Source organism: Bacillus sp. Bos-x628 (genome assembly GCF_040500475.1).
Classification (GTDB): Bacteria; Bacillota; Bacilli; order Bacillales; family Bacillaceae; genus Bacillus; species Bacillus maqinnsis.
Map to the genome: position 1 here is coordinate 195,526 of NZ_CP159358.1, position 20,800 is coordinate 216,325.

21 protein-coding genes are annotated in these 20,800 nt (G+C 40.5%); all 21 read left to right on the forward strand.

Translation table 11 applies throughout. The features are described 5' to 3' along the window. Window positions 1-55: 55 nt before the first annotated feature. Complete coding sequence (locus tag ABVJ71_RS00985; RefSeq protein ID WP_353855192.1) at window positions 56-1,369, forward strand: nodulation protein NfeD; 1,314 nt, start codon at window positions 56-58, stop codon at window positions 1,367-1,369. 25 nt (window positions 1,370-1,394) lie between these two features. Beyond that, window positions 1,395-2,387: a flotillin-like protein FloA gene (gene floA, locus ABVJ71_RS00990; RefSeq protein WP_353855193.1), complete on the forward strand. Its 993-nt coding sequence runs from the start codon at window positions 1,395-1,397 to the stop codon at window positions 2,385-2,387. Window positions 2,388-2,417: 30 nt separating this feature from the next. Next, window positions 2,418-2,912 carry a hypothetical protein gene (locus tag ABVJ71_RS00995; protein WP_353855194.1) on the forward strand — a complete coding sequence of 165 codons (495 nt, stop codon included), beginning with the start codon at window positions 2,418-2,420 and terminating at the stop codon, window positions 2,910-2,912. A 254-nt stretch (window positions 2,913-3,166) separates the two neighbouring features. Continuing rightward, a complete protein-coding gene (gene yqfC / locus ABVJ71_RS01000) occupies window positions 3,167-3,448 on the forward strand; it encodes a sporulation protein YqfC (RefSeq protein ID WP_012010618.1) in 282 nt (93 codons plus the stop codon). Window positions 3,449-3,466: 18 nt separating this feature from the next. After that, a complete protein-coding gene (gene yqfD, locus ABVJ71_RS01005; RefSeq protein WP_353855195.1) occupies window positions 3,467-4,657 on the forward strand; it encodes a sporulation protein YqfD in 1,191 nt (396 codons plus the stop codon). Between the two features lie 3 nt (window positions 4,658-4,660). Next, the gene (locus ABVJ71_RS01010; protein WP_353855196.1) at window positions 4,661-5,620 is read left to right on the forward strand and encodes a PhoH family protein; all 960 of its coding nucleotides are present in this window, start codon (window positions 4,661-4,663) and stop codon (window positions 5,618-5,620) included. 138 nt (window positions 5,621-5,758) lie between these two features. Then, window positions 5,759-7,846 carry an HD family phosphohydrolase gene (locus ABVJ71_RS01015; RefSeq protein ID WP_353856502.1) on the forward strand — a complete coding sequence of 696 codons (2,088 nt, stop codon included), beginning with the start codon at window positions 5,759-5,761 and terminating at the stop codon, window positions 7,844-7,846. Then, window positions 7,847-8,326 (forward strand): rRNA maturation RNase YbeY, encoded by a 480-nt coding sequence (gene ybeY, locus ABVJ71_RS01020; protein ID WP_353855197.1) that lies wholly within the window; start codon window positions 7,847-7,849, stop codon window positions 8,324-8,326. Then, window positions 8,304-8,690: a diacylglycerol kinase family protein gene (locus ABVJ71_RS01025; protein WP_353855198.1), complete on the forward strand. Its 387-nt coding sequence runs from the start codon at window positions 8,304-8,306 to the stop codon at window positions 8,688-8,690. The genes ybeY and ABVJ71_RS01025 overlap by 23 nt, the downstream gene beginning before the upstream one ends. 113 nt (window positions 8,691-8,803) lie before the next feature. Next, the gene (locus tag ABVJ71_RS01030) at window positions 8,804-9,202 is read left to right on the forward strand and encodes a cytidine deaminase (RefSeq protein WP_353855199.1); all 399 of its coding nucleotides are present in this window, start codon (window positions 8,804-8,806) and stop codon (window positions 9,200-9,202) included. Further along, window positions 9,195-10,100, forward strand: a complete 906-nt coding sequence (gene era, locus ABVJ71_RS01035) for a GTPase Era (protein WP_353855200.1) — start codon at window positions 9,195-9,197, stop codon at window positions 10,098-10,100. The genes ABVJ71_RS01030 and era overlap by 8 nt, the downstream gene beginning before the upstream one ends. Before the next feature lie 159 nt (window positions 10,101-10,259). Further along, window positions 10,260-10,403: a YqzL family protein gene (locus tag ABVJ71_RS01040; RefSeq protein WP_353855201.1), complete on the forward strand. Its 144-nt coding sequence runs from the start codon at window positions 10,260-10,262 to the stop codon at window positions 10,401-10,403. Between the two features lie 35 nt (window positions 10,404-10,438). Next, window positions 10,439-11,209 (forward strand): DNA repair protein RecO, encoded by a 771-nt coding sequence (gene recO, locus ABVJ71_RS01045; RefSeq protein WP_353855202.1) that lies wholly within the window; start codon window positions 10,439-10,441, stop codon window positions 11,207-11,209. A gap of 330 nt (window positions 11,210-11,539) precedes the next feature. Next, window positions 11,540-12,427 carry a glycine--tRNA ligase subunit alpha gene (gene glyQ / locus ABVJ71_RS01050; protein ID WP_353855203.1) on the forward strand — a complete coding sequence of 296 codons (888 nt, stop codon included), beginning with the start codon at window positions 11,540-11,542 and terminating at the stop codon, window positions 12,425-12,427. Then, on the forward strand, window positions 12,420-14,465 hold the full coding sequence (gene glyS, locus ABVJ71_RS01055) for a glycine--tRNA ligase subunit beta (protein WP_353855204.1): 2,046 nt from the start codon (window positions 12,420-12,422) through the stop codon (window positions 14,463-14,465). Before glyQ ends, glyS begins: the two co-directional genes overlap by 8 nt. A gap of 168 nt (window positions 14,466-14,633) precedes the next feature. Then, window positions 14,634-15,272 (forward strand): helix-turn-helix transcriptional regulator, encoded by a 639-nt coding sequence (locus ABVJ71_RS01060; RefSeq protein WP_353855205.1) that lies wholly within the window; start codon window positions 14,634-14,636, stop codon window positions 15,270-15,272. Between the two features lie 25 nt (window positions 15,273-15,297). Then, complete coding sequence (locus tag ABVJ71_RS01065) at window positions 15,298-16,119, forward strand: pyruvate, water dikinase regulatory protein (RefSeq protein WP_353855206.1); 822 nt, start codon at window positions 15,298-15,300, stop codon at window positions 16,117-16,119. 261 nt (window positions 16,120-16,380) lie between these two features. Beyond that, window positions 16,381-16,881: a YaiI/YqxD family protein gene (locus ABVJ71_RS01070; protein WP_353855207.1), complete on the forward strand. Its 501-nt coding sequence runs from the start codon at window positions 16,381-16,383 to the stop codon at window positions 16,879-16,881. Window positions 16,882-16,914: 33 nt separating this feature from the next. Continuing rightward, window positions 16,915-18,744 (forward strand): DNA primase, encoded by a 1,830-nt coding sequence (gene dnaG / locus ABVJ71_RS01075; RefSeq protein WP_353855208.1) that lies wholly within the window; start codon window positions 16,915-16,917, stop codon window positions 18,742-18,744. Window positions 18,745-18,945: 201 nt separating this feature from the next. Further along, window positions 18,946-20,067 carry an RNA polymerase sigma factor RpoD gene (gene rpoD / locus ABVJ71_RS01080; RefSeq protein ID WP_353855209.1) on the forward strand — a complete coding sequence of 374 codons (1,122 nt, stop codon included), beginning with the start codon at window positions 18,946-18,948 and terminating at the stop codon, window positions 20,065-20,067. A gap of 302 nt (window positions 20,068-20,369) precedes the next feature. After that, the gene (gene cccA / locus ABVJ71_RS01085) at window positions 20,370-20,729 is read left to right on the forward strand and encodes a cytochrome c550 (protein ID WP_353855210.1); all 360 of its coding nucleotides are present in this window, start codon (window positions 20,370-20,372) and stop codon (window positions 20,727-20,729) included. Window positions 20,730-20,800: the final 71 nt, after the last annotated feature.

Below are 20,800 nucleotides of genomic sequence, written 5' to 3' on the forward strand. Positions count from 1 at the left end.
AACGTATGTAAAGGAACGATAAAATAAGAAGAAAGAAGGGAGGGATTACCAAAGAGTGAAAAAAATAAATGTTTCTATTGCTCTCTTCACCTGTTTTATCATATGCTTAATATTAGGGGTTCAATTGACCGCAAAATCAGCAAACCAGAAAGTTCACATCATACCAATTCAAGACACAGTAGAAAAAGGACTTTCTAAATTCATAGAACGATCATTTGATCAAGCAAAGTCAGAGCGAGCGAAACATATTATTCTCGACATCAACACGCCCGGTGGTGCAGTAGATGCGGCTCTTGAAATAGCAGATACGATTCGAGCGTCCGATATCCCAGTAACAGCTTATGTGAATCATAGAGCGCTTTCAGCTGGGGCCTTCCTTGCATTAAATGCTGATCAAATTTATATGACCCCAAATGGAAAGATGGGGGCTGCTGCGATCATCGATGGTGATGGCAATGCGGCTGATCAAAAATCTGAATCACTATGGCTTGCTGAAATGAGTGACGCTGCCGAAAAACAGGGGCGTAATCCAAAGTACGCTCTTGCGATGGCTGATGTAGATATAGACGCTAAAGAAGCCGGTGCACCAAAAGGAGAATTGCTCACCTTCAATACAGATCGAGCGCTGCAATTTGGATATGCAGAAGGTGAAGCGAGGAATATAGATGACCTGCTACATAAGCTCAATCTAGAGAATACGTCTGTTCAATACAATGAAGTCAGCTTTGCTGAAAAGGTTGCACGTTTTCTCACGCATCCAATTGTCATTCCAATCCTTTTATCCATTGCGAGCTTGGGCTTAATTGTTGAACTGTATTCTCCCGGTTTTGGTGTACCTGGAACCATGGGAGTAACAGCACTTCTTCTATTCTTTTATGGTCATCTCGTGGCAGGTTTTGCAGGCTATGAGACATTATTTCTGTTTTTAGCAGGGATTGCGCTCATGGTTCTGGAATTGTTTTTGCCAGGAGGAATCATAGGTATCATTGGGCTTATCTGTGTGGTTGTCAGCTTATTTTTAGCAGCTGGAAGCTTTACAGAAATGGCGATTTCCATCTTGATTGCCACTGTTGTTTCAATCATAGCAGTTATTTTACTGACAAAGGTGTTGGGGAAACGTATGAAATTCTTTAAAAAGTTCATTTTAACTGATTCGACCAACAAGGAAAGTGGTTATGTCTCTAATGAAACAAGAGAGGATCTTGTTGGACAGATTGCTGTAACATTAACAGCACTTCGTCCGTCTGGCACGATTGTACTCGGAGACGAACGTATTGATGTTGTATCCGAAGGTGCATTTATTGACAAGGATGAACAAGTTAAAATTGTAAAAGCGGAAGGCTCACGCATTGTCGTGAGGAAAGTATAGATACTGATTTTATAGGAGGAATAAAATGGATCCATCTACTTTATTATTGTTTGTGATTATCGCAGCAGGTTTGATCGTTCTGTCGATCTTCTTCACCTTTGTACCGGTGATGCTGTGGATTTCTGCCCTAGCGGCTGGCGTAAAGGTGAGCATTTTTACACTCGTAGGAATGAGACTTCGTCGCGTTATTCCAAACCGAGTGGTCAACCCGCTTATCAAGGCGCATAAAGCAGGTCTTGATGTGACAATTAACCAGTTAGAAAGCCACTATCTTGCAGGTGGTAACGTTGACCGCGTTGTAAATGCTTTAATTGCGGCGCAACGTGCGAATATTGAATTGAACTTTGCTCGCTGTGCGGCAATTGACTTAGCAGGTCGTGACGTACTTGAAGCAGTACAAATGAGTGTAAACCCTAAAGTCATTGAAACACCGTTTATCTCAGGTGTAGCAATGGATGGGATTGAAGTGAAAGCAAAAGCACGTATTACCGTTCGTGCAAACATTGACCGACTTGTCGGTGGGGCAGGGGAAGAAACGATCATTGCACGTGTAGGTGAAGGGATTGTTTCTACAATCGGTTCATCTGATAATCATAAAAAGGTTCTTGAAAACCCTGATATGATTTCTCAAACTGTGCTTGGCAAAGGATTAGATTCAGGAACTGCGTTTGAAATTCTCTCGATCGATATTGCAGATGTAGATATTGGCAAGAACATTGGTGCCATTCTGCAAACAGACCAAGCGGAAGCAGACAAAAACATCGCACAGGCAAAAGCAGAAGAACGTCGCGCGATGGCTGTTGCCCAAGAACAAGAAATGCGTGCGAGAGTTGAAGAAATGCGCGCGAAAGTAGTAGAAGCTGAAGCTGAAGTGCCGCTTGCAATGGCTGAAGCACTTCGAGAAGGTAACATTGGTGTCATGGACTACATGAATATCAAAAACATTAATGCTGATACGGATATGAGAGACTCATTTGGTAAAATGACAAAAGGTCCGTCTGATAATGAAAACAAATAAGCATCCTCTCACGCTTTAAGGAGGGAGCCCATGGACATTCTATTTGAAAATCCGTTATTAATCGCAATTATCATTGGCATCATCTCTGCTGTGTTTGGGAAAATCGGCAAGCAAGAGGAAAAGGAACAAAAAAATCAGCATAACAAGCCAGCTTCTCAACGTAAGCCGATGCCTCAGCAGCAAACGACCTCAAAAAGTCCAAATCCAGCCGTGACGGATCAGCTTGACGATTTTGGCGATGTACATGATCATGGTGAAATGAAAAAAGCGTCTGAATCATTACATGATCGCTATACCGCCACATTAGCCGAAATGAAAGAGCGAAAGAGTGAGCGAAATAAAGAACTTCGATCACTTGAAAGGCAGCTCACTAGACCAAAAGCATCTGCGACTGAGGTGCAGCCGAAAATCATTGAAAAGCTGAATCGAGACACTGTTGTTCAAGGGATGATCCTTGGTGAAGTGTTTGGAGAACCGCGCGCTAAAAACCCGCACCGAACAATGAAACGGCCCTATAAAAGATAAAGAAGAAAGCCCCCTTTTAGCCAAGGGGGGCTTTTTTGTGCTCTTTTTAAGACGCTTCACGCCATCTGTTATCCAACAAGAGCTTAACTTGTTCATCAACAAAATAGTCAACTTATGATGAACTAGTCATTTTGCGGGATTCATTAGCATGATATGAACGGCGGAGGAATAGGATGATATAGAGGCTTTCTCATCAGTCTCTCCATCTTTCAGTTTGATCTCATACACATGAGGTGGGAAGGGGTTCTTATTGAATGGGAAAAAGGAAAAATCGACTCAAAGCATGGCTGACAAGAACACTTGAAATCCCCCCAGACGTGATGATGGATCTTCCCCGTATTACGATGGTTGGCAGACTCCACATTTACATAGAGAACCATAAAGGGCTTTTACTTTTCAGTGACCAAGAGGTAAGACTTATGCTCAAACAAGGACAGTGCATCATTTCGGGTAAAGACTTTGTGATTAAAACGATTTTGCCGGAAGAGATCTTATTAGAAGGGAAAATCGATGAGGTCCGTTATATTGATTCTTAACTGACGGAGGGGAGAAGTGTGAAGAATAGATGGTTTGCCTATTTTATTGGCAGAGTGGAAGTGGAGATGAAAGGCAGCGGGATCGAGCGATTAATCAATGAGTGCACGAGAGAGGGGATCACGATTTTTCAAGTGAGCCGCCGTCAAGACAGCGTGCGCTTATTTATTCGCCTTTCAGATGTACATGCCTTCAGGAAAGTTCGCAGGAAGCATGAGGTGACATGTTCATTTCAACAGAAGAAAGGGTTTCCGTTTCTTCTCTTATGGTCAAGAAAGAATATCGGATTTACTCTTGGTATCGTCTTTTTCCTTATGACGATATTTGCCCTGTCAAATATGGTATGGAAAATTGAGATCACAGGAGCCAAACCAGAAACGGAACATCAAATGAGAAAGCATTTAGATGAAATTGGTGTCCGAAAAGGTCGTTTTCAGTTCTTGATGGGAACGCCAGAAAAAATTCAAAAATCTCTTACCACCAATATTAAAAGCATTACATGGGTTGGAGTCGAATTAAATGGAACCGCTTTTCAAATGAAGGTCGTTGAAAAAAATGAACCTAAAAAGGAAAAATATACAAGTCCGCAACACATCGTCGCAAAGAAAAAAGCCGTGATCACTAGAATGTATGTAGAAAAAGGGGAACCGCTTGCTGGGGTTGATGAACATGTGGAAAAAGGCCAAATGCTTGTGTCGGGACTGATTGGAAGCGAAGATCACCAAAAAATAGTAGGGGCAAAAGCGAAAATTTATGGAGAGACGTGGTATCGTTCTGAAGTTTCTGTTCCTCTAAGAACATCTTTTGACGTCTATACGGGTAAAATGAAGATAAAGCACAAGCTTTCCCTGTTTGGAGGCTCACTGCCATTTTGGGGATTTGATCTTAAAAAAGATCATTTTCAACATCCAAAAACAGAAATTGAAGTTCATCCACTTCATTTTTTAAAGTTTCAGCTTCCTTTTTCCTATAAAAAGGAAATCACACGTGAAAGTGAAAAAATAAACCGGGAGTACACAAATAAAGAAGCAGTACAAGCAGGGATTAAAATGGGTAAAAAAGAATTAGAAGAGAAGCTAGGTCAATCAGGTGAGGTGAAAAGTGAAAAAGTTTTGCACGAGACAACAGGGAATGGTAAAGTTAAGTTGATCATACTTTACCAAGTTATAGAAGATATTGTTCAAACAACACCTATAGTTCAGGGAGACTAGAGAATGACAGAACACTTACTTGAGATTCAACAAAAATTGGATAGCCCGAATGAAGCCATCGCTTTGTTTGGTAATCAGGATGCTTATCTGAAACTCATGGAAAACGAACTGAATGTATCCATCATTACACGTGGAGAAAAAGTGTATGTGTCTGGACAGGAAGCATCGAGAGAGACAGCGAGCCATTTGATCACATCTCTCTTACATCTCATTCGAAAAGGGATCGACATTTCTGAACGGGATGTCGTCTATGCGATTAAAATGGCCCAAAAGAATAAGCTGGCGTATTTTGAAAATATGTATGAAGATGAAATGACGAAAAATGCTAAAGGCAAGTCTATTAGAGTAAAAACGATCGGACAGCGAAAATACGTTGCTGCTATGAAAAAAGATGATTTGGTCTTCGGGATTGGTCCTGCTGGTACAGGTAAAACATATTTAGCAGTTGTCCAGGCTGTACATGCCCTGAAAAACGGACATGTAAAACGTATTATCCTCACAAGACCGGCTGTTGAAGCAGGAGAGAGCCTTGGTTTTCTGCCAGGAGATTTAAAGGAAAAGGTAGATCCTTATTTAAGACCACTATATGATGCCTTGCACGATTTGCTTGGCAGTGATCACACGGAACGTTTAATCGAACGCGGTGTGATAGAAATTGCGCCTCTTGCTTACATGAGAGGACGAACGCTCGATGATGCATTTGTTATTTTAGATGAAGCGCAGAATACAACGCCAGCCCAAATGAAAATGTTTTTGACTAGACTTGGGTTTGGCTCTAAAATGGTCATTACAGGAGATATTACACAGATTGATTTGCCGAAAGGTGTAGAATCGGGACTTTCTACTGCAAAGGACATGCTTGCAGAGATTAAGGGCATTTCATTCATTGAATTAGATCAGACAGATGTGGTCAGACACCCGCTTGTGGCGAAGATCATTGGAGCATACGAAAAGCAAAAATGAACGGAGTGACCCGATCGTCTTCATCGGGTCATTTTGTTTCGATCGTGGTTTAAAGTAAAAAAGGAGGTACTTTCCTTGAGAAAGAATCAGAAAGGCAGTAAGCGCAAAAGGCTGCTGTCTAAAAAAGAACCTCAGAAAATGGAGCACACGCGCTATTTAAACGTTTTGCTATATGTTGCCTTAGCGGCCATTATGTTTGTGGTGCTCTTCTTCCATGTGAAGCCTGAATCGCTCGATCTGGATTTGTTTTCTGTGAGCGAACAGACCATCTATTCACCGTCTACAGTCGATGACCAAGAAGCGACAGAAGAGAAGAAACAAGAAGCAATTGATCAGGTGGAAGATCAATATACGCTGAAAAAAGCGTATTCTGATAATCGTGTTGACCTCATCTCATCCCTCTTTGAAGCCATTAAAGAGGAGAAGAATGCAGCTGTGAACAAAGAAAATCCGCCAACAGATCAAGAAATGGTCAAAAATGTAAAAGAAAAACTGACAACAGACATGAGTGAAGCCGTATCTGATCAATCCATCAAAGCACTGCTTCAAGCAAGTAATGAAAACCTTTCTTTTATAAAAGATTCTATCATCACGGTGGTTAACTCACTCATGAGCAAAGAAATCACAGCAGCTAAATTACAAGATGAAAAAAAACAAGTAAAAAAAGAGCTTGAAAACAATTCAATTCCTTCAAAATATTTAAATGCAGCCAAAGAAATTGGCGAATTTGCGATAATTCCAAACTATGTGTTTGACCCAGTAGCAACGGAAAAGAAAAGGCAAGAAGCATCTGATAGTATACAGCCTGTTCAAATTAAACAAGGTCAAATTCTAGTTGAAGAAGGCGAATTAATCGACCGTGAAGTATACCGTAAATTAGAGCTGACCGGTCTTTTAAACAGCTCCAATTTATTTAAGCCTGTAAGCGGTCTAATCATCTTGATCGGTCTTTTTTTAGCAGCTATTGTCCACTCATTTGAGAGAAAGAGTCACTCACTTGCACAAAAGAATAAATCATTGCTGCTTTATTCGCTCATTTTCACTATTATTTTGATCATCATGGAAGTATTCAGTCTCTTCCAAGAAACGAAATACACCACAATAGGATATGTGGTGCCAGTTGCACTCGGAACCATGTTAATTAAACTGCTCATAAATGAGCGGTTAGCGATCTTTTCCGGTCTTGTGTTTGCCCTTTGCGGCAGTATGATGTTTAATCAAGGAGTGACGGGTGTTTTTAATTATGTCATCTGCGCTTACTATCTTGTAAGCGGAATGGCGGGGATTTTGTTTCTTAGAAAACATAATGCAAGATCGAAAATTTTGCAGGCTGGACTTTTGGTTGCTGTGGTGAATGTACTTGTGTATCTTTCCATTACACTAATCCAAAATTCTTCTCCAACAGGGCTTGAACTTGGCGTGAATCTCATGATGGCCGTCGTGTCGGGGGTTGCATCAGCTATTTTGGTCATTGGGTTAATGCCAGTATTTGAGAGCATGTTTGGTATTCTCACTACTATGAAGCTGATCGAATTATCTAACCCGAATCATCCGCTGCTCAAAAAGATTTTAACAGAGACACCAGGTACATATCATCATAGTGTCATGGTGGCAAACTTAGCGGATGCTGCATGTGAAGCGGTAGGAGCCAATGGGCTTTTAGCAAGAGTAGGTGCTTATTATCATGACATTGGGAAAACCAAAAGACCACATTATTTTATCGAAAACCAAATGAATATTGATAATCCGCATGACAAACTTTCTCCGCAGCTTAGTAAAAATATCATTGTTGCCCATACGACGGATGGTGCTGAAATGCTGAGAGAAAAGAAATTCCCTGAAGAGCTTGTTGATATTGCAGAACAGCATCATGGAAAGTCACTATTGAAGTTCTTCTACTATAAGGCAAAAGAACGTGATGATCAGGTAACAGAAGAAGAATTCCGTTATCCCGGTCCAAAACCACAATCAAAAGAGGCGGCGATTATATCTGTCGCTGACAGCGTTGAAGCTGCGGTCCGGTCGATGCATAACCCAAATCCAGAGCGGATCGAAAAGCTCGTCAAAGGCATTATTTCTGATAAAATGCAGGACGGGCAATTTAGTGAATGTGATCTGACATTTAAAGAATTAAATATTATTAGCCAAACGATTTGTACCACATTAAAGGGGATTTTTCATTCGCGGATTGAATATCCAGATGCCCCTAAGCAGAAGGTGAAGTAAATGACATTGTTAATTGATTTAATAGATGAAACAGGGCAAGTATCAAAGGAGCAGCTTGAAGAAGTGGAAAAGCTTCTTCAATTTGCTGCGGACGCACTTGAAGTAAAAGATCAAGCTGAAGTATCCGTGTCAATCGTCTCAAATGAAGAAATTCATCAGATCAACAAAGAATATCGGGGAAAGGATGCGCCAACTGATGTCATTTCTTTTGCGTTAGAAGAAGAAGGAGAAGGGGAAATTGAAATTATTGGGGCTGACGATATTCCACCGGTCTTAGGAGACATTATTATTAGTGTGGATAAAACAAAAGAGCAAGCAGAGGAATATGGTCATTCCTTTATGAGAGAGCTTGGATTCTTGGCGATTCATGGTTTCTTGCATTTACTAGGCTATGACCACATGACAGAGGAAGAAGAAAAAGAGATGTTCGCCAAACAGACAAAGATATTGGATGATTATGGCCTTTCGAGATCATCGTAAGCAGCGACGTCCGCTCGCCCGTTTTTTTCGGAGTTTCTTTTATGCATTTAGAGGGATATGGCGAACTTTCTTAAGTGAACGAAATTTTCGATTTCACACAGTCGCAGCCGTCATCGTGGTGTTTTGCAGCTTTTGGTTTCATATTCAACCAATCGAATGGGTGATCATTCTTTTATTATGTGGAGGAGTATTTGCGCTTGAGCTTGTTAATACAGCCATTGAACATACAGTGGACCTTATGACAGAGGAGAAACATCCACTTGCGGAGAGAGCAAAAGACGCTGCGGCAGGCGCTGTTTGCGTTTACGCCGTGATTTCGGTTATGATTGGGTTGATTATTTTTTTACCGAAAATCATGCAATAGAACAATATTACTATTTATTAACATTTTTAGAAATGGGCGTGAAAATGTCACATAAATTATGTAAAATATAAATGTGACAGTGGTACCATTTCTTCTGAAAGTGGGAACTAGGAATGAACAAACAAGAGTTGATTTCAGAAGCGATCAAAGCAAGAGATTTTGCATATGTACCCTATTCAAAATTTAAAGTCGGTGCAGCATTATTGTCAAACGATGGAAAAGTGTATGGCGGCTGCAACATTGAAAATGCAGCATACGGCATGTGCAATTGTGCAGAAAGAACAGCACTTTTTAAAGCCTATTCAGAAGGCATCACATCTTTTCAAATGCTTGCAGTAGTCGCTGATACAGATCGACCTGTTTCACCATGTGGCGCATGCAGACAGGTCATTTCAGAGCTATGTGCACCTGATATGCCAGTGATTTTAACGAACTTAAAAGGACAAATATACGAAACAACAGTAAACGAACTATTGCCAGGCGCATTTTCACCGGAGGATTTAAATGACTAAGGAAAGCTTCAAATCAGGATTTGTATCAATTATTGGAAGACCAAATGTGGGGAAATCGACCTTTCTTAATCGAGTGATTGGGCAAAAAATTGCCATCATGAGTGATAAGCCCCAAACAACACGAAATAAAATTCAAGGCGTACTCACAACAAACACGTCACAGACGATTTTTATCGACACACCAGGGATTCATAAACCGAAGCATAAGCTTGGGGATTTTATGATGAAGGTGGCTCAAAATACACTGAAGGAAGTCGACCTGATCTTGTTTATGATCAATGCACAGGAAGGCTATGGTAAAGGTGATGAATTCATCATTGAACGACTAAAGCAAACATCAACACCGGTGTTCCTTGTCGTCAATAAGATTGATCAAATTCACCCAGATGAGCTGTTTCTTTTAATTGATGAATACCGCACGCGTTATCCTTTTAAAGAAATTGTGCCGATTTCAGCTCTTGAAGGCAACAACATTGATACACTTCTTCAGCAGATCGAAAGTTATCTTCCAGAGGGCCCACAATTTTATCCGGCAGATCAAGTAACAGATCACCCAGAGCGGTTTATTATTTCGGAATTGATTCGTGAGAAGGTACTGCATTTAACAAGAGAAGAGATTCCTCACAGTATTGCTGTTGCAATAGAATCCATCAAGCCAGATGATCATGGAATAATTCATATTGCGGCTACCATTGTCGTTGAACGAGATTCACAAAAAGGAATTGTTATTGGTAAACGAGGCAGTTTATTAAAAGAAGTGGGACAAAAAGCACGAAGAGATATTGAAGCACTTCTAGGATCAAAAGTTTATTTGGAGCTTTGGGTAAAAGTTCAAAAAGACTGGCGCAATAAATCTACTCACTTGCGTGATTTCGGTTTTAGAGAAGACGAATATTAAGAAACCGCAGCATCTGTTACAAAAACTGACAGTGTTGCGGTTCGATTAGTAAAAATTGTTTATCATGAAATGGAGGTAGCCTGGTCAAGATAAAACAAGATAAAATTAAATAAGTTGGATGTAGCGTTGCTGCTTCTAATAAAGAAAGGTGGGGTTTTTATGTTGAATTTTACATGGAACGTATTTTCACAAACAGGAAGCGTTGACACGTACCTTCTTTTCAAAGAGTTAGAAAAGGAGAACCTGGAAAGACCCGATGTACTTGAAGAAGAAATGGCACGTCTTGATTTTCCAATTTTATAAGTCTTGATCCCCTCCAATGCTCGGAGTGTAGACAAATGCTCATTAAAAGTGAAGGAATTGTCCTTAGAACAACAGATTATGGCGAAACAAACAAAATTGTCACGCTGCTTACAAGAGAACATGGGAAAATTGGCGTAATGGCAAGAGGCGCTAAAAAAACAAACAGCCGGCTGTCCGCCATAAGCCAGCCGTTTTTATACGGAACCTTCCTTATCCAATCATCAACAGGACTTGGAACGCTCCAGCAAGGTGAAATGATTGAAAGCATGCGAGCCATTCGGGAAGATTTATTTCTAACCGCTTATGCCGCATATATGGCGGAGTTACTTGATAAAGGAACAGAAGAAAAACAGCCGAACCCTTATTTGTTTGAGCTACTTCTCCAATCTTTGCGCCATCTCAATGAAGGCACAGATGCTGATATTATTTTATTTATAGTAGAAGTCAAAATGTTGTCAGTGATGGGGATGAAACCTGAACTGGATCAGTGCGTGCACTGCGGTAATAAAGAAGGGCAGTTCCATTTTTCGATTAGAGAAAACGGATTTATTTGTCAAAACTGCTTTGGCAAAGATCCTTACAAACTGCCCCTGTCCCCAGCAACTGCAAGACTTCTCCGTTTATTTCATTATTTTGATTTATCAAGGCTTGGTCATGTTGATGTCAAACCACAAACAAAGCAGGAAATTCGTCAAGTTCTTGACCATTATTATGATGAGTATTCCGGCCTTTATTTAAAATCGAAAAAGTTCATGAACCAGATTGAAAATATGAAAAAACTAATGGGTGACGAAAACAAAAGTTGACATCTCCCATGACTTTTTGTAAGATCATCTAAGATCAATATGTTGCATTGACAGAAAGAAGTACTTACGTATAATCCATAAAAGCGACCTTAGGACGGTGCAAGCTAAGGATGGAGGCGTAACGAAAGGCATTCTTGAGCAACGTAAAACAAAGCGGCTGGATGCTACGATTCCAGCAAATAGGGTGGAACCGCGGGAAAAACTCTCGTCCCTATGTTTGCAAGGAGCCTTGCGAGCATAGAGACGGGAGTTTTTATGTTCAAACTGAGGTTCTCTAGTACGTATTCACCACACATAGCGGTGGTTGCGAAAAAGATGGAGGTGCGATCATTGAATATTCAAGACATGATTCTGACTTTGCAAAAGCATTGGTCAAATGAAGGCTGCGTGTTAATGCAGGCCTATGACACAGAAAAAGGTGCAGGTACGATGAGTCCATACACGTTCCTGCGAAGCATCGGACCAGAGCCGTGGAAGGTTGCTTATGTGGAGCCTTCAAGACGCCCTGCTGATGGCAGATATGGAGAGAACCCAAACAGGTTGTATCAGCATCACCAATTTCAAGTGATTATTAAGCCGTCACCAGATAACATTCAAGAGCTGTATCTTGAATCATTAAAGGCGCTTGGCATTGAACCACTGAAACATGATATTCGATTTGTGGAAGATAACTGGGAAAATCCATCTCTTGGATGTGCAGGACTTGGCTGGGAAGTATGGCTTGATGGAATGGAGATCACGCAATTTACATATTTCCAGCAAGTGGGCGGTTTAGAGTGCAAGCCTGTTTCTGTAGAAATCACTTACGGTATTGAACGCCTTGCTTCTTATATTCAAGACAAAGAAAATGTCTTTGATTTGGAATGGACAGACGGCTTTACTGTCAGAGACTTATTCTTAATGGCTGAATACGAGCATTCTGTTTATACATTTGAAACATCTAATACAGAGATGTTGTTTGATTTATTTACAACGTATGAAAAAGAAGCACATAGCCAAATGGACAAAGGTCTTGTCCACCCAGCATACGATTATGTTTTAAAATGCTCACATACATTTAACCTGCTTGATGCAAAGGGGGCCATCTCTGTAACAGAACGAACAGGCTATATTGGCAGAGTGCGCCAGTTAGCAAGAAAAGTAGCCAAAACGTATTACGAAGAAAGAGAAAAACTTGGATTCCCTATGCTAAAAGAGGAGGCGGCTTCTCATGAATAAACAAGATGTATTACTCGAAATTGGCTTAGAAGAGATGCCTGCTCGTTTCATTCCAGAGAGCACAAAGCAGCTCGGAGAGAAAGTAAAAGCTTGGTTTGTGACGCAAAATATTTCTTTTCAGGATATTGTGTTATTCAATTCACCGAGACGTCTTGCTGTGTTAGTCAAAGGCGTAGCAGAAAAACAAGAAGACATCAAAGAAGAAGCAAAAGGACCAGCTAAAAAGATTGCTCAAGACGCTGAAGGCAACTGGACAAAAGCTGCGGAAGGTTTTGCACGCGGACAAGGAGCGTCAACGGATGATCTCTATTTTAAAGAGATCAAAGGTGTTGATTACGTCCATGTGCAAAAGTTCCAAGAAGGCCAGCAAGTAAAAACACTTCTTCCAGCCTTGGGTGATATCGCCGCTTCTTTAAGCTTTCCAAAGAACATGAGATGGGGAAGTGAAGATTTACGCTATATCCGTCCGATTAAGTGGATTGTTTGTTTATTTGGGCAAGAGGTCATTCCGGTTGAAATTGCAGGTGTGAAAAGCGGCAGGGAGACAAGAGGACATCGCTTCCTTGGTACGACTGCTGTTATTGATTCACCTGCTTCTTATGAACAAACATTACGTGACCAATTTGTCATTGCAGATTCGGAGAAAAGAAAACAATTAATTACAGAGCAGCTTCAAGTTCTTTCAAAAGAAAAGGGCTGGGTGATCCCGGTTGACCCTGAGCTTTTAGAAGAAGTAAATGACCTTGTGGAATACCCAACGGTGTTATTCGGTTCCTTTGAGGAAGAGTTTCTTGCATTGCCAGAAGAAGTATTGGTAACGACAATGAAAGAGCACCAGCGCTATTTCCCTGTAAAAAATGAGCAAGGAAAATTACTGCCGCACTTTATTACAGTAAGAAATGGAAACAGTGAGGCATTAGAAAATGTCGCAAGAGGAAATGAGAAAGTACTTCGTGCACGTCTATCAGATGCGGCGTTCTTCTATAAAGAAGACGAAAAACTTGTCATTGAAGAAAATATTCAAAAGCTGGATAAGGTTGTATTTCATGAGAAGCTTGGAACCATTGGTGACAAGCTGAAGAGAGTAACAGATATTGCTACTCGCCTTGCGGCACATGTGGGTGCAGACGACGAAACGATCGCGCGCGTTGAAAGAGCAGCAAGTATTTCTAAGTTTGATCTTGTCACTCAAATGGTCTATGAGTTCCCTGAATTACAAGGAATCATGGGTGAGAAATATGCAAAAGCACTTGGTGAACATGAAGAAGTCGCAAAAAGTATGAACGAACACTATATGCCGCGTTTTGCCGGTGACAAAGCACCGTCTACTTTCATTGGAGCCATCGTTGCAATTGCGGATAAACTAGATTCTATTTGTTCATTCTTCTCAATTGGTATGGTGCCAACAGGTTCTCAAGATCCGTATGGTTTAAGAAGGCAAGCGAGCGGTATTGTTCACATCCTGCTCGATCGTCATTGGAATATCTCATTTAAAGAGCTTTTAGCGTTTGCCCAAGTAAAGACAAAACATGAAGCAGAGCTTATTGAATTTTTGACGCAACGCTTAAAATATGTTCTTCAAGCAGAACATATCCGTCACGATATCATAGATGCAGTGCTAGATGTTGAAGATATAGAACCTTATGCGGTGGTGAAGAAGGCAGCTGTTCTTGAAGAGAGCGTGAAACAAGCGAGCTTTAAAGAAACGGCTGAAGCGTTAGGGCGCGTCATTTCAATTAGTCAAAAGGGTGAGGACAATGAGATTCAGCCTGCACTATTTGAAAATGAGCAAGAGCAAGTGCTTTTTGAAGCCTATCAACATGTAGAGACAGCTATGAAAGGGCATATTGCAGCAGGAGATTACCAATCAGCACTTGATGCGTTAAAAACTCTGAAATCGCCGATTGTAAACTATTTTGATCACACAATGGTTCATGCAGATGATGAAAAGCTAAAGAAAAACCGCTTGGCACAGATGGTCAAACTAGCAAAAGTTATTCAATCATTTGCGAACATGAACAATTTAATTGTAAAATAAATATCCGTAGAACGGTTGCCTTTTCACCGAGGGCAATCGTTTTTTACTCATTTAATTAAAGGTTTTTGAGCGTATTTTTGTCTCAATTGGACAAAGATGCGCTATAATATGATGAGTTATGAAAATGATATACATATAGTAAGGATCCGCTCTCTCTAATTAAAGGTGGTGAGTACAATCGAGTTAAATAAACGGCAAGAGCAGATTTTACAGATTGTCAAAGAGAATGGTCCGATCACTGGAGAGCATATCGCCGATCGGCTGAACTTAACAAGGGCTACCCTCAGACCAGATTTAGCCATTTTAACGATGTCTGGCTTTTTAGAAGCAAGACCAAGAGTCGGTTATTTTTTCACAGGAAAAACAGGCACGCAGCTTCTGGCAGATAAGCTGAAAAAACTTCAAGTGAAAGACTTTCAATCCATTCCAGTGGTGATACATGAGAATGTTTCAGTTTATGATGCGATTTGTACGATGTTTTTAGAGGATGTGGGCACATTATTCGTTGTGGACGATCACTCTATTTTAACAGGCGTTTTATCACGAAAAGACCTCCTTCGAGCAAGTATTGGTAAACAAGAGCTTCCATCTATTCCTGTTCATATTATTATGACTAGGATGCCAAACATCACCGTTTGCCGCAAGGACGATTTCATTATGGATGTGGCCAAGTACTTGATTGAGAAGCAGATAGACGCACTGCCTGTCATTAAAGACAGCGATAAAGGCTTTGAAGTCATCGGCAGAATTACGAAAACAAACATGACGAAAATACTTGTTAGCTTGTCGGAGAATGAAATTATCTAATTACAGAAGACTGCGAGGGGATGTTATGAGTAATCGCGTAATTTTTGTTGTATCAGATTCTGTAGGAGAAACAGCCGAGCTCGTGGTCAAAGCGGCACTTAGCCAATTTGATGGCGTCTCATCAGACCACTCAAATATTAGAAGAATTCCATATGTAGAGGATGTTGGTACGATTAAAGAAGTGATATCGCTGGCAAAAGCGGATAACGGTATCGTCTGTTTTACACTGGTTGTCCCAGAAATGCGTCAATTCTTAATAGAAGAAGCGGAAGCGAACGGAGTCGTCTACTATGACATTATCGGTCCTCTCATTGATAAAATGGAGACTGCATATGGAAATAAAGCGAAACATGAGCCCGGTCGTGTACGTCAATTAGATGAGGACTATTTTAAGAAGGTGGAAGCCATTGAGTTCGCTGTGAAATATGATGATGGAAGAGATCCAAGAGGGATTTTAAAGGCTGACATTGTTTTAATTGGTGTATCACGCACGTCCAAGACACCGCTATCTCAATACTTGGCGCATAAGCGGCTGAAAGTAGCAAACGTTCCGATTGTTCCTGAAGTTGATCCGCCAGAAGAATTATTTTCTGTTGATCCAAAGAAATGCATTGGCCTAAAAATTAGTCCGGACAAACTGAACCACATTCGCAAGGAACGCTTAAAATCTTTAGGTCTAAATGATCGAGCGATTTATGCGAACATTGAGCGGATTAAAGAGGAGCTGGAGTATTTTGAAAAAGTGGTTGATCGTATTAACTGTCAAGTCGTTGATGTATCGAACAAAGCAGTTGAAGAAACTGCAAATGTCATTCATCAAATGCTGACCAAAAGAGGTTCCGAATAAACTCAGGATGCTCCTCCTGGGTTTTTCCTATGGAGGGAAACGGGTAAACAAAAACAATAGCATATTTGTTGAATTTGTATTATAATAAAAAATTGTGATAAAATGATTGATTTTAGGTTTAAGTTAAGTCAAGAACGAATAAACTAATATTGGCAGAAGTCAAGTGATTCTGAACATAACTTTTCGACAAAATGAGCTTTACTGCTGAACGCTTTATAGGGGAAAAGTATGATCTTATTGCCTCTGTAAAGCAGGAATAAGGTGGAGGGATGGAGAATTAGTCACCTGAATGAACGTAAAAAAGGCAGGACGATTTATGTCGACGCAGATGCATGTCCTGTAAAAGACGAAATTCTTTCTGTCGCTTCACAATTTCAAGTACCTGTTACATTCATTGCTTCGTATGAGCATTTTCAAACGAAGAGATCGGAACTTGAAGATTGGCGGTTTGTGGATACACACAAAGAAGCAGCGGATTTAGTTATTGCGAACTCAGTTGTCGCACATGATATTGTTGTGACACAAGATATTGGCCTTGCCTCCTTATTGCTTCCAAGAGATGTCATGGTTCTGTCGGAAAGAGGACGAATGTACACAAACGAAACAATTGATTTTGATTTGGAACGCAGGCATTTTTCTAGCAAACAGCGAAGAAAAGGTGTATACGGAAAAGGTCCCAAAAAGCTTTCAGATGACGATAAAAAGCGATTTATTGCGCTACTACAAAAAATCCTGTCGAATCATGAAGGATTTTTGAATTAAAAGGCGAATAATGTACGACGGAGTGTTATTAGGATGAGCAAACGTATACCAGATGAACTTTTGGAGCAGATCCAAAAAAACGCAGACATTGTCGAAGTGATTGGAGAATACGTACAGCTTAGAAAGCAAGGTCGAAATTACTTTGGTCTTTGTCCATTCCATGGTGAAAATACTCCTTCATTCTCTGTTTCAGCAGATAAGCAAATCTTCCATTGTTTCGGCTGTGGTGCAGGAGGTAATGTATTTTCTTTCCTCAGACAAATGGAAGGCTATTCATTCATTGAAGCCGTTTCACACGTTGCTGATAAGTACCATATTGATTTGCCTGATCATGTGGCGAATGCGCAGATCAGTTCGTCTCAGTATGAAGGTGCAGCAGATCATAAAATGATTGAGGCCCATGAGCTACTTAAGAAATTTTATCACCATTTGCTGGTAAATACAAAGGAAGGTCAAAAAGCGCTCGACTATTTACGATCACGAGGCTTTACAGAAGAAACGATTGCAAAGTTTGAGATCGGATATGCGCTAGACTCCTGGGATTTCATGAGCAAATTTTTAGAAAAACGAGGGTTTGATCCGGTTGTTATGGAAAAGGCGGGTCTCTTGATCCAACGTGAGAATGGCACAGGCTTTTTTGACCGCTTTAGAGATCGTGTCATGTTTCCGATTCATGATCATCATGGTACGGTAGTGGCTTTTTCCGGCAGATCGCTTGGTGATCAACAGCCAAAGTATATGAATAGTCCTGAAACACCACTTTTTCATAAAAGTAAGCTGCTTTATCACTTTCATGACGCACGTATGCACATTAGAAAACGTGAGCGGGCTGTCCTTTTCGAAGGGTTCGCAGACGTCATCTCTGCTGTCACATCCGGTGTGAGCGAAAGTGTAGCAACTATGGGAACTTCTTTAACAGAAGAGCATGTGAAGCTTCTCAGACGGAATGTGGAAGAGATCATTCTATGTTATGACTCTGATGCTGCCGGGTATGAAGCGACAATGAAAGCGTCAGGTTTGCTTGAAAAAAGAGGGTGTAAAGTCCGCGTTGCCATGGTTCCGGATGGACTTGATCCAGATGATTACATTCGTAAATATGGCGGCGAGAAATTTAGGAATGACATCATAGATAGAAGTGTGACATTAATGACTTTTAAGATGAATTATTTCCGAAGAGGAAAAAATTTATCAGACGAAGGAGACCGTCTTGCTTATATGAAGCAAGCTCTCCAAGAAATAAGCCGGCTAAGCGGCTCCTTGGAACAAGAGGTTTACATGAAACAGCTTGCTGGAGAGTTCTCCATCTCGCTTGACTCATTAAAGGAACAACTTGAACTGTTTAAAAAACAACAGCGACAAGAGGTCAAAAACAAGCAAGTACAAAATGGTCTTGAAAAACGACGTGCACATCTGTCAACTCAAGTTAGAAGGAAACGTCTGAAGCCGGCATATGAAAATGCAGAACGAATGCTTCTTGCTCACATGTTAAAAAGCGATGATGTGATCCGCAAAGTGCTTGACAGAGTTGGAATTGAATTTAATATAGATTCGCACAGGGCGCTTGCGACGTACATTTATGCTTTGTATGAGGAAGGCAAAAAGCCGACTCCACAGCACCTAATGAACCGGTTTGAAGATGATTTGATGAATCAGCTTCTGACGGATATATTAATGATTCAAGTTGGAGACGAACTAAGTGAAGCTGAATTAAGTGATTATGTAAAAAAAGTGTTGAATTATCGGAAATTGTCAATGATAAAGGAAAAAGAACTAGAACGTGTAGAGGCGGAGAGACAAAAAGATTTCTTCAAAGCAGCAACACTTGCAAAAGAAATTATTCAGTTGAACCGTTCGCTTAAGTAATACGTCTAATATTATGACAAGACTTACGGCTGGCAATGAATCCTTTAGGGGAGGAGCATAAGACCGCAAGCAACTTGCTTTCATCATTTATTTATTTTATTCCTATTTGCTCATACTGTTCGAAAGAGAGAGAAGAACTGGTCAGAAGCAAACGTAAGTGACTTTAGAATTCGTTGCAAGCTTTGGAAGGAGGGATCCATAATGGCTGATAAACAAGCCCACGAAACCGAAACTGAATTGACCTTTGAACAAGTGAGAGATAAACTCACTGAAACCGGTAAAAAACGGGGCGTTTTAACATACGAAGAAATTGCAGAGCGTATGGCTAGCTTTGAAATTGAATCAGACCAAATGGATGAATACTATGAATACTTAGGCGAACAGGGTGTTGAGCTCATTAGTGAAAACGAGGAGACAGATGACCCGAATATTCAGCAACTGGCAAAAGCAGAAGAAGAATTTGACCTGAATGATTTAAGCGTACCACCAGGTGTCAAAATTAATGACCCTGTCCGTATGTATTTAAAAGAAATCGGTCGCGTCAATTTGTTATCTGCAAAAGAAGAAATTGCGTATGCACAAAAAATCGAGGAAGGCGATGAAGAATCAAAAAGAAGATTAGCGGAAGCGAACCTTCGTCTTGTTGTGAGCATTGCCAAACGCTATGTCGGTCGTGGCATGTTGTTCCTTGATTTAATTCAAGAAGGAAACATGGGGCTCATGAAAGCGGTTGAGAAGTTTGATTACCGCAAAGGATACAAATTCTCAACATATGCGACTTGGTGGATTAGACAGGCGATTACACGTGCAATTGCCGATCAGGCAAGAACGATCCGTATCCCTGTGCATATGGTTGAAACCATTAATAAATTAATCCGTGTGCAAAGACAGCTTCTGCAAGATCTTGGCCGAGAACCAACGCCAGAAGAAATTGCGGAAGACATGGACTTAACTCCAGAAAAGGTAAGAGAAATTCTTAAAATTGCGCAAGAGCCTGTCTCTTTAGAAACACCAATCGGTGAAGAAGATGACTCGCATCTTGGTGATTTTATTGAAGATCAAGAGGCGACTTCTCCATCTGACCATGCTGCATATGAATTGTTAAAAGAGCAGCTTGAAGATGTATTAGACACGCTAACGGACCGTGAAGAAAATGTGCTAAGACTGCGTTTCGGACTAGATGACGGAAGAACACGCACGTTAGAAGAGGTTGGAAAGGTGTTTGGCGTGACGAGAGAACGGATTCGCCAAATTGAAGCAAAGGCTCTTCGTAAACTAAGACACCCTAGCAGAAGTAAACGGCTAAAAGACTTCTTAGAATAAAAACCCGAGCGGATCTTGAAAAAGATCCGTTCTTTCTTCATTGAATTGAAAACGCTTTTTTCAATCTGATTATATTTTACTGAATAACAAATGAATTTGCAACGTTCTTGAAGAAAAGATGTATAAAAAATACATCAAAATGTGCTGGCGGCATCCTTTCTCATCTAGATCATTTTTTGTCTAATCTGTGAACTTGACCAAAGTTTTGTATCATAATCCATTTACTTTTTGTAAAATTAAAGTAGAATTAGAATTGTTTGCATAGTCTCAAAGGGGTTTTCACAAAGGGGAGGATGAAAGAAATGAAACGGAATCCACTTATACCATTCTTATTGATTGCCATTTTAGGAATTGGTCTCACTTTTTTCTTATCAATGAAAGGGCTTAAAGATGAACAGAAGATTGCCTCTGGGGGCGAAGAGCAAAAGCAGGAAGAGACAGCAAATGCGACGCCGGAAGAATTGTATAAGCAGAACTGCATAAGCTGTCATGGGGAAAATTATGAGGGCGGGGCAGGTCCTGCATTAAAAGGTGTTGGTGACAAGCTTGAATTAGCGGATATCAAGAAGAAAATTCAAGAAGGTGGAAATGGAATGCCAAGTGGTCTGATTCCGAATGAAAAACTAGATGAGATGGCAGAATGGGTATCCAAAATTAAATAATCTTACACAAAAAGCTCTTTTGGATTAGAAGAGCTTTTTTCATTTGAAAACGTCTTTTAAAAAGTTCATAA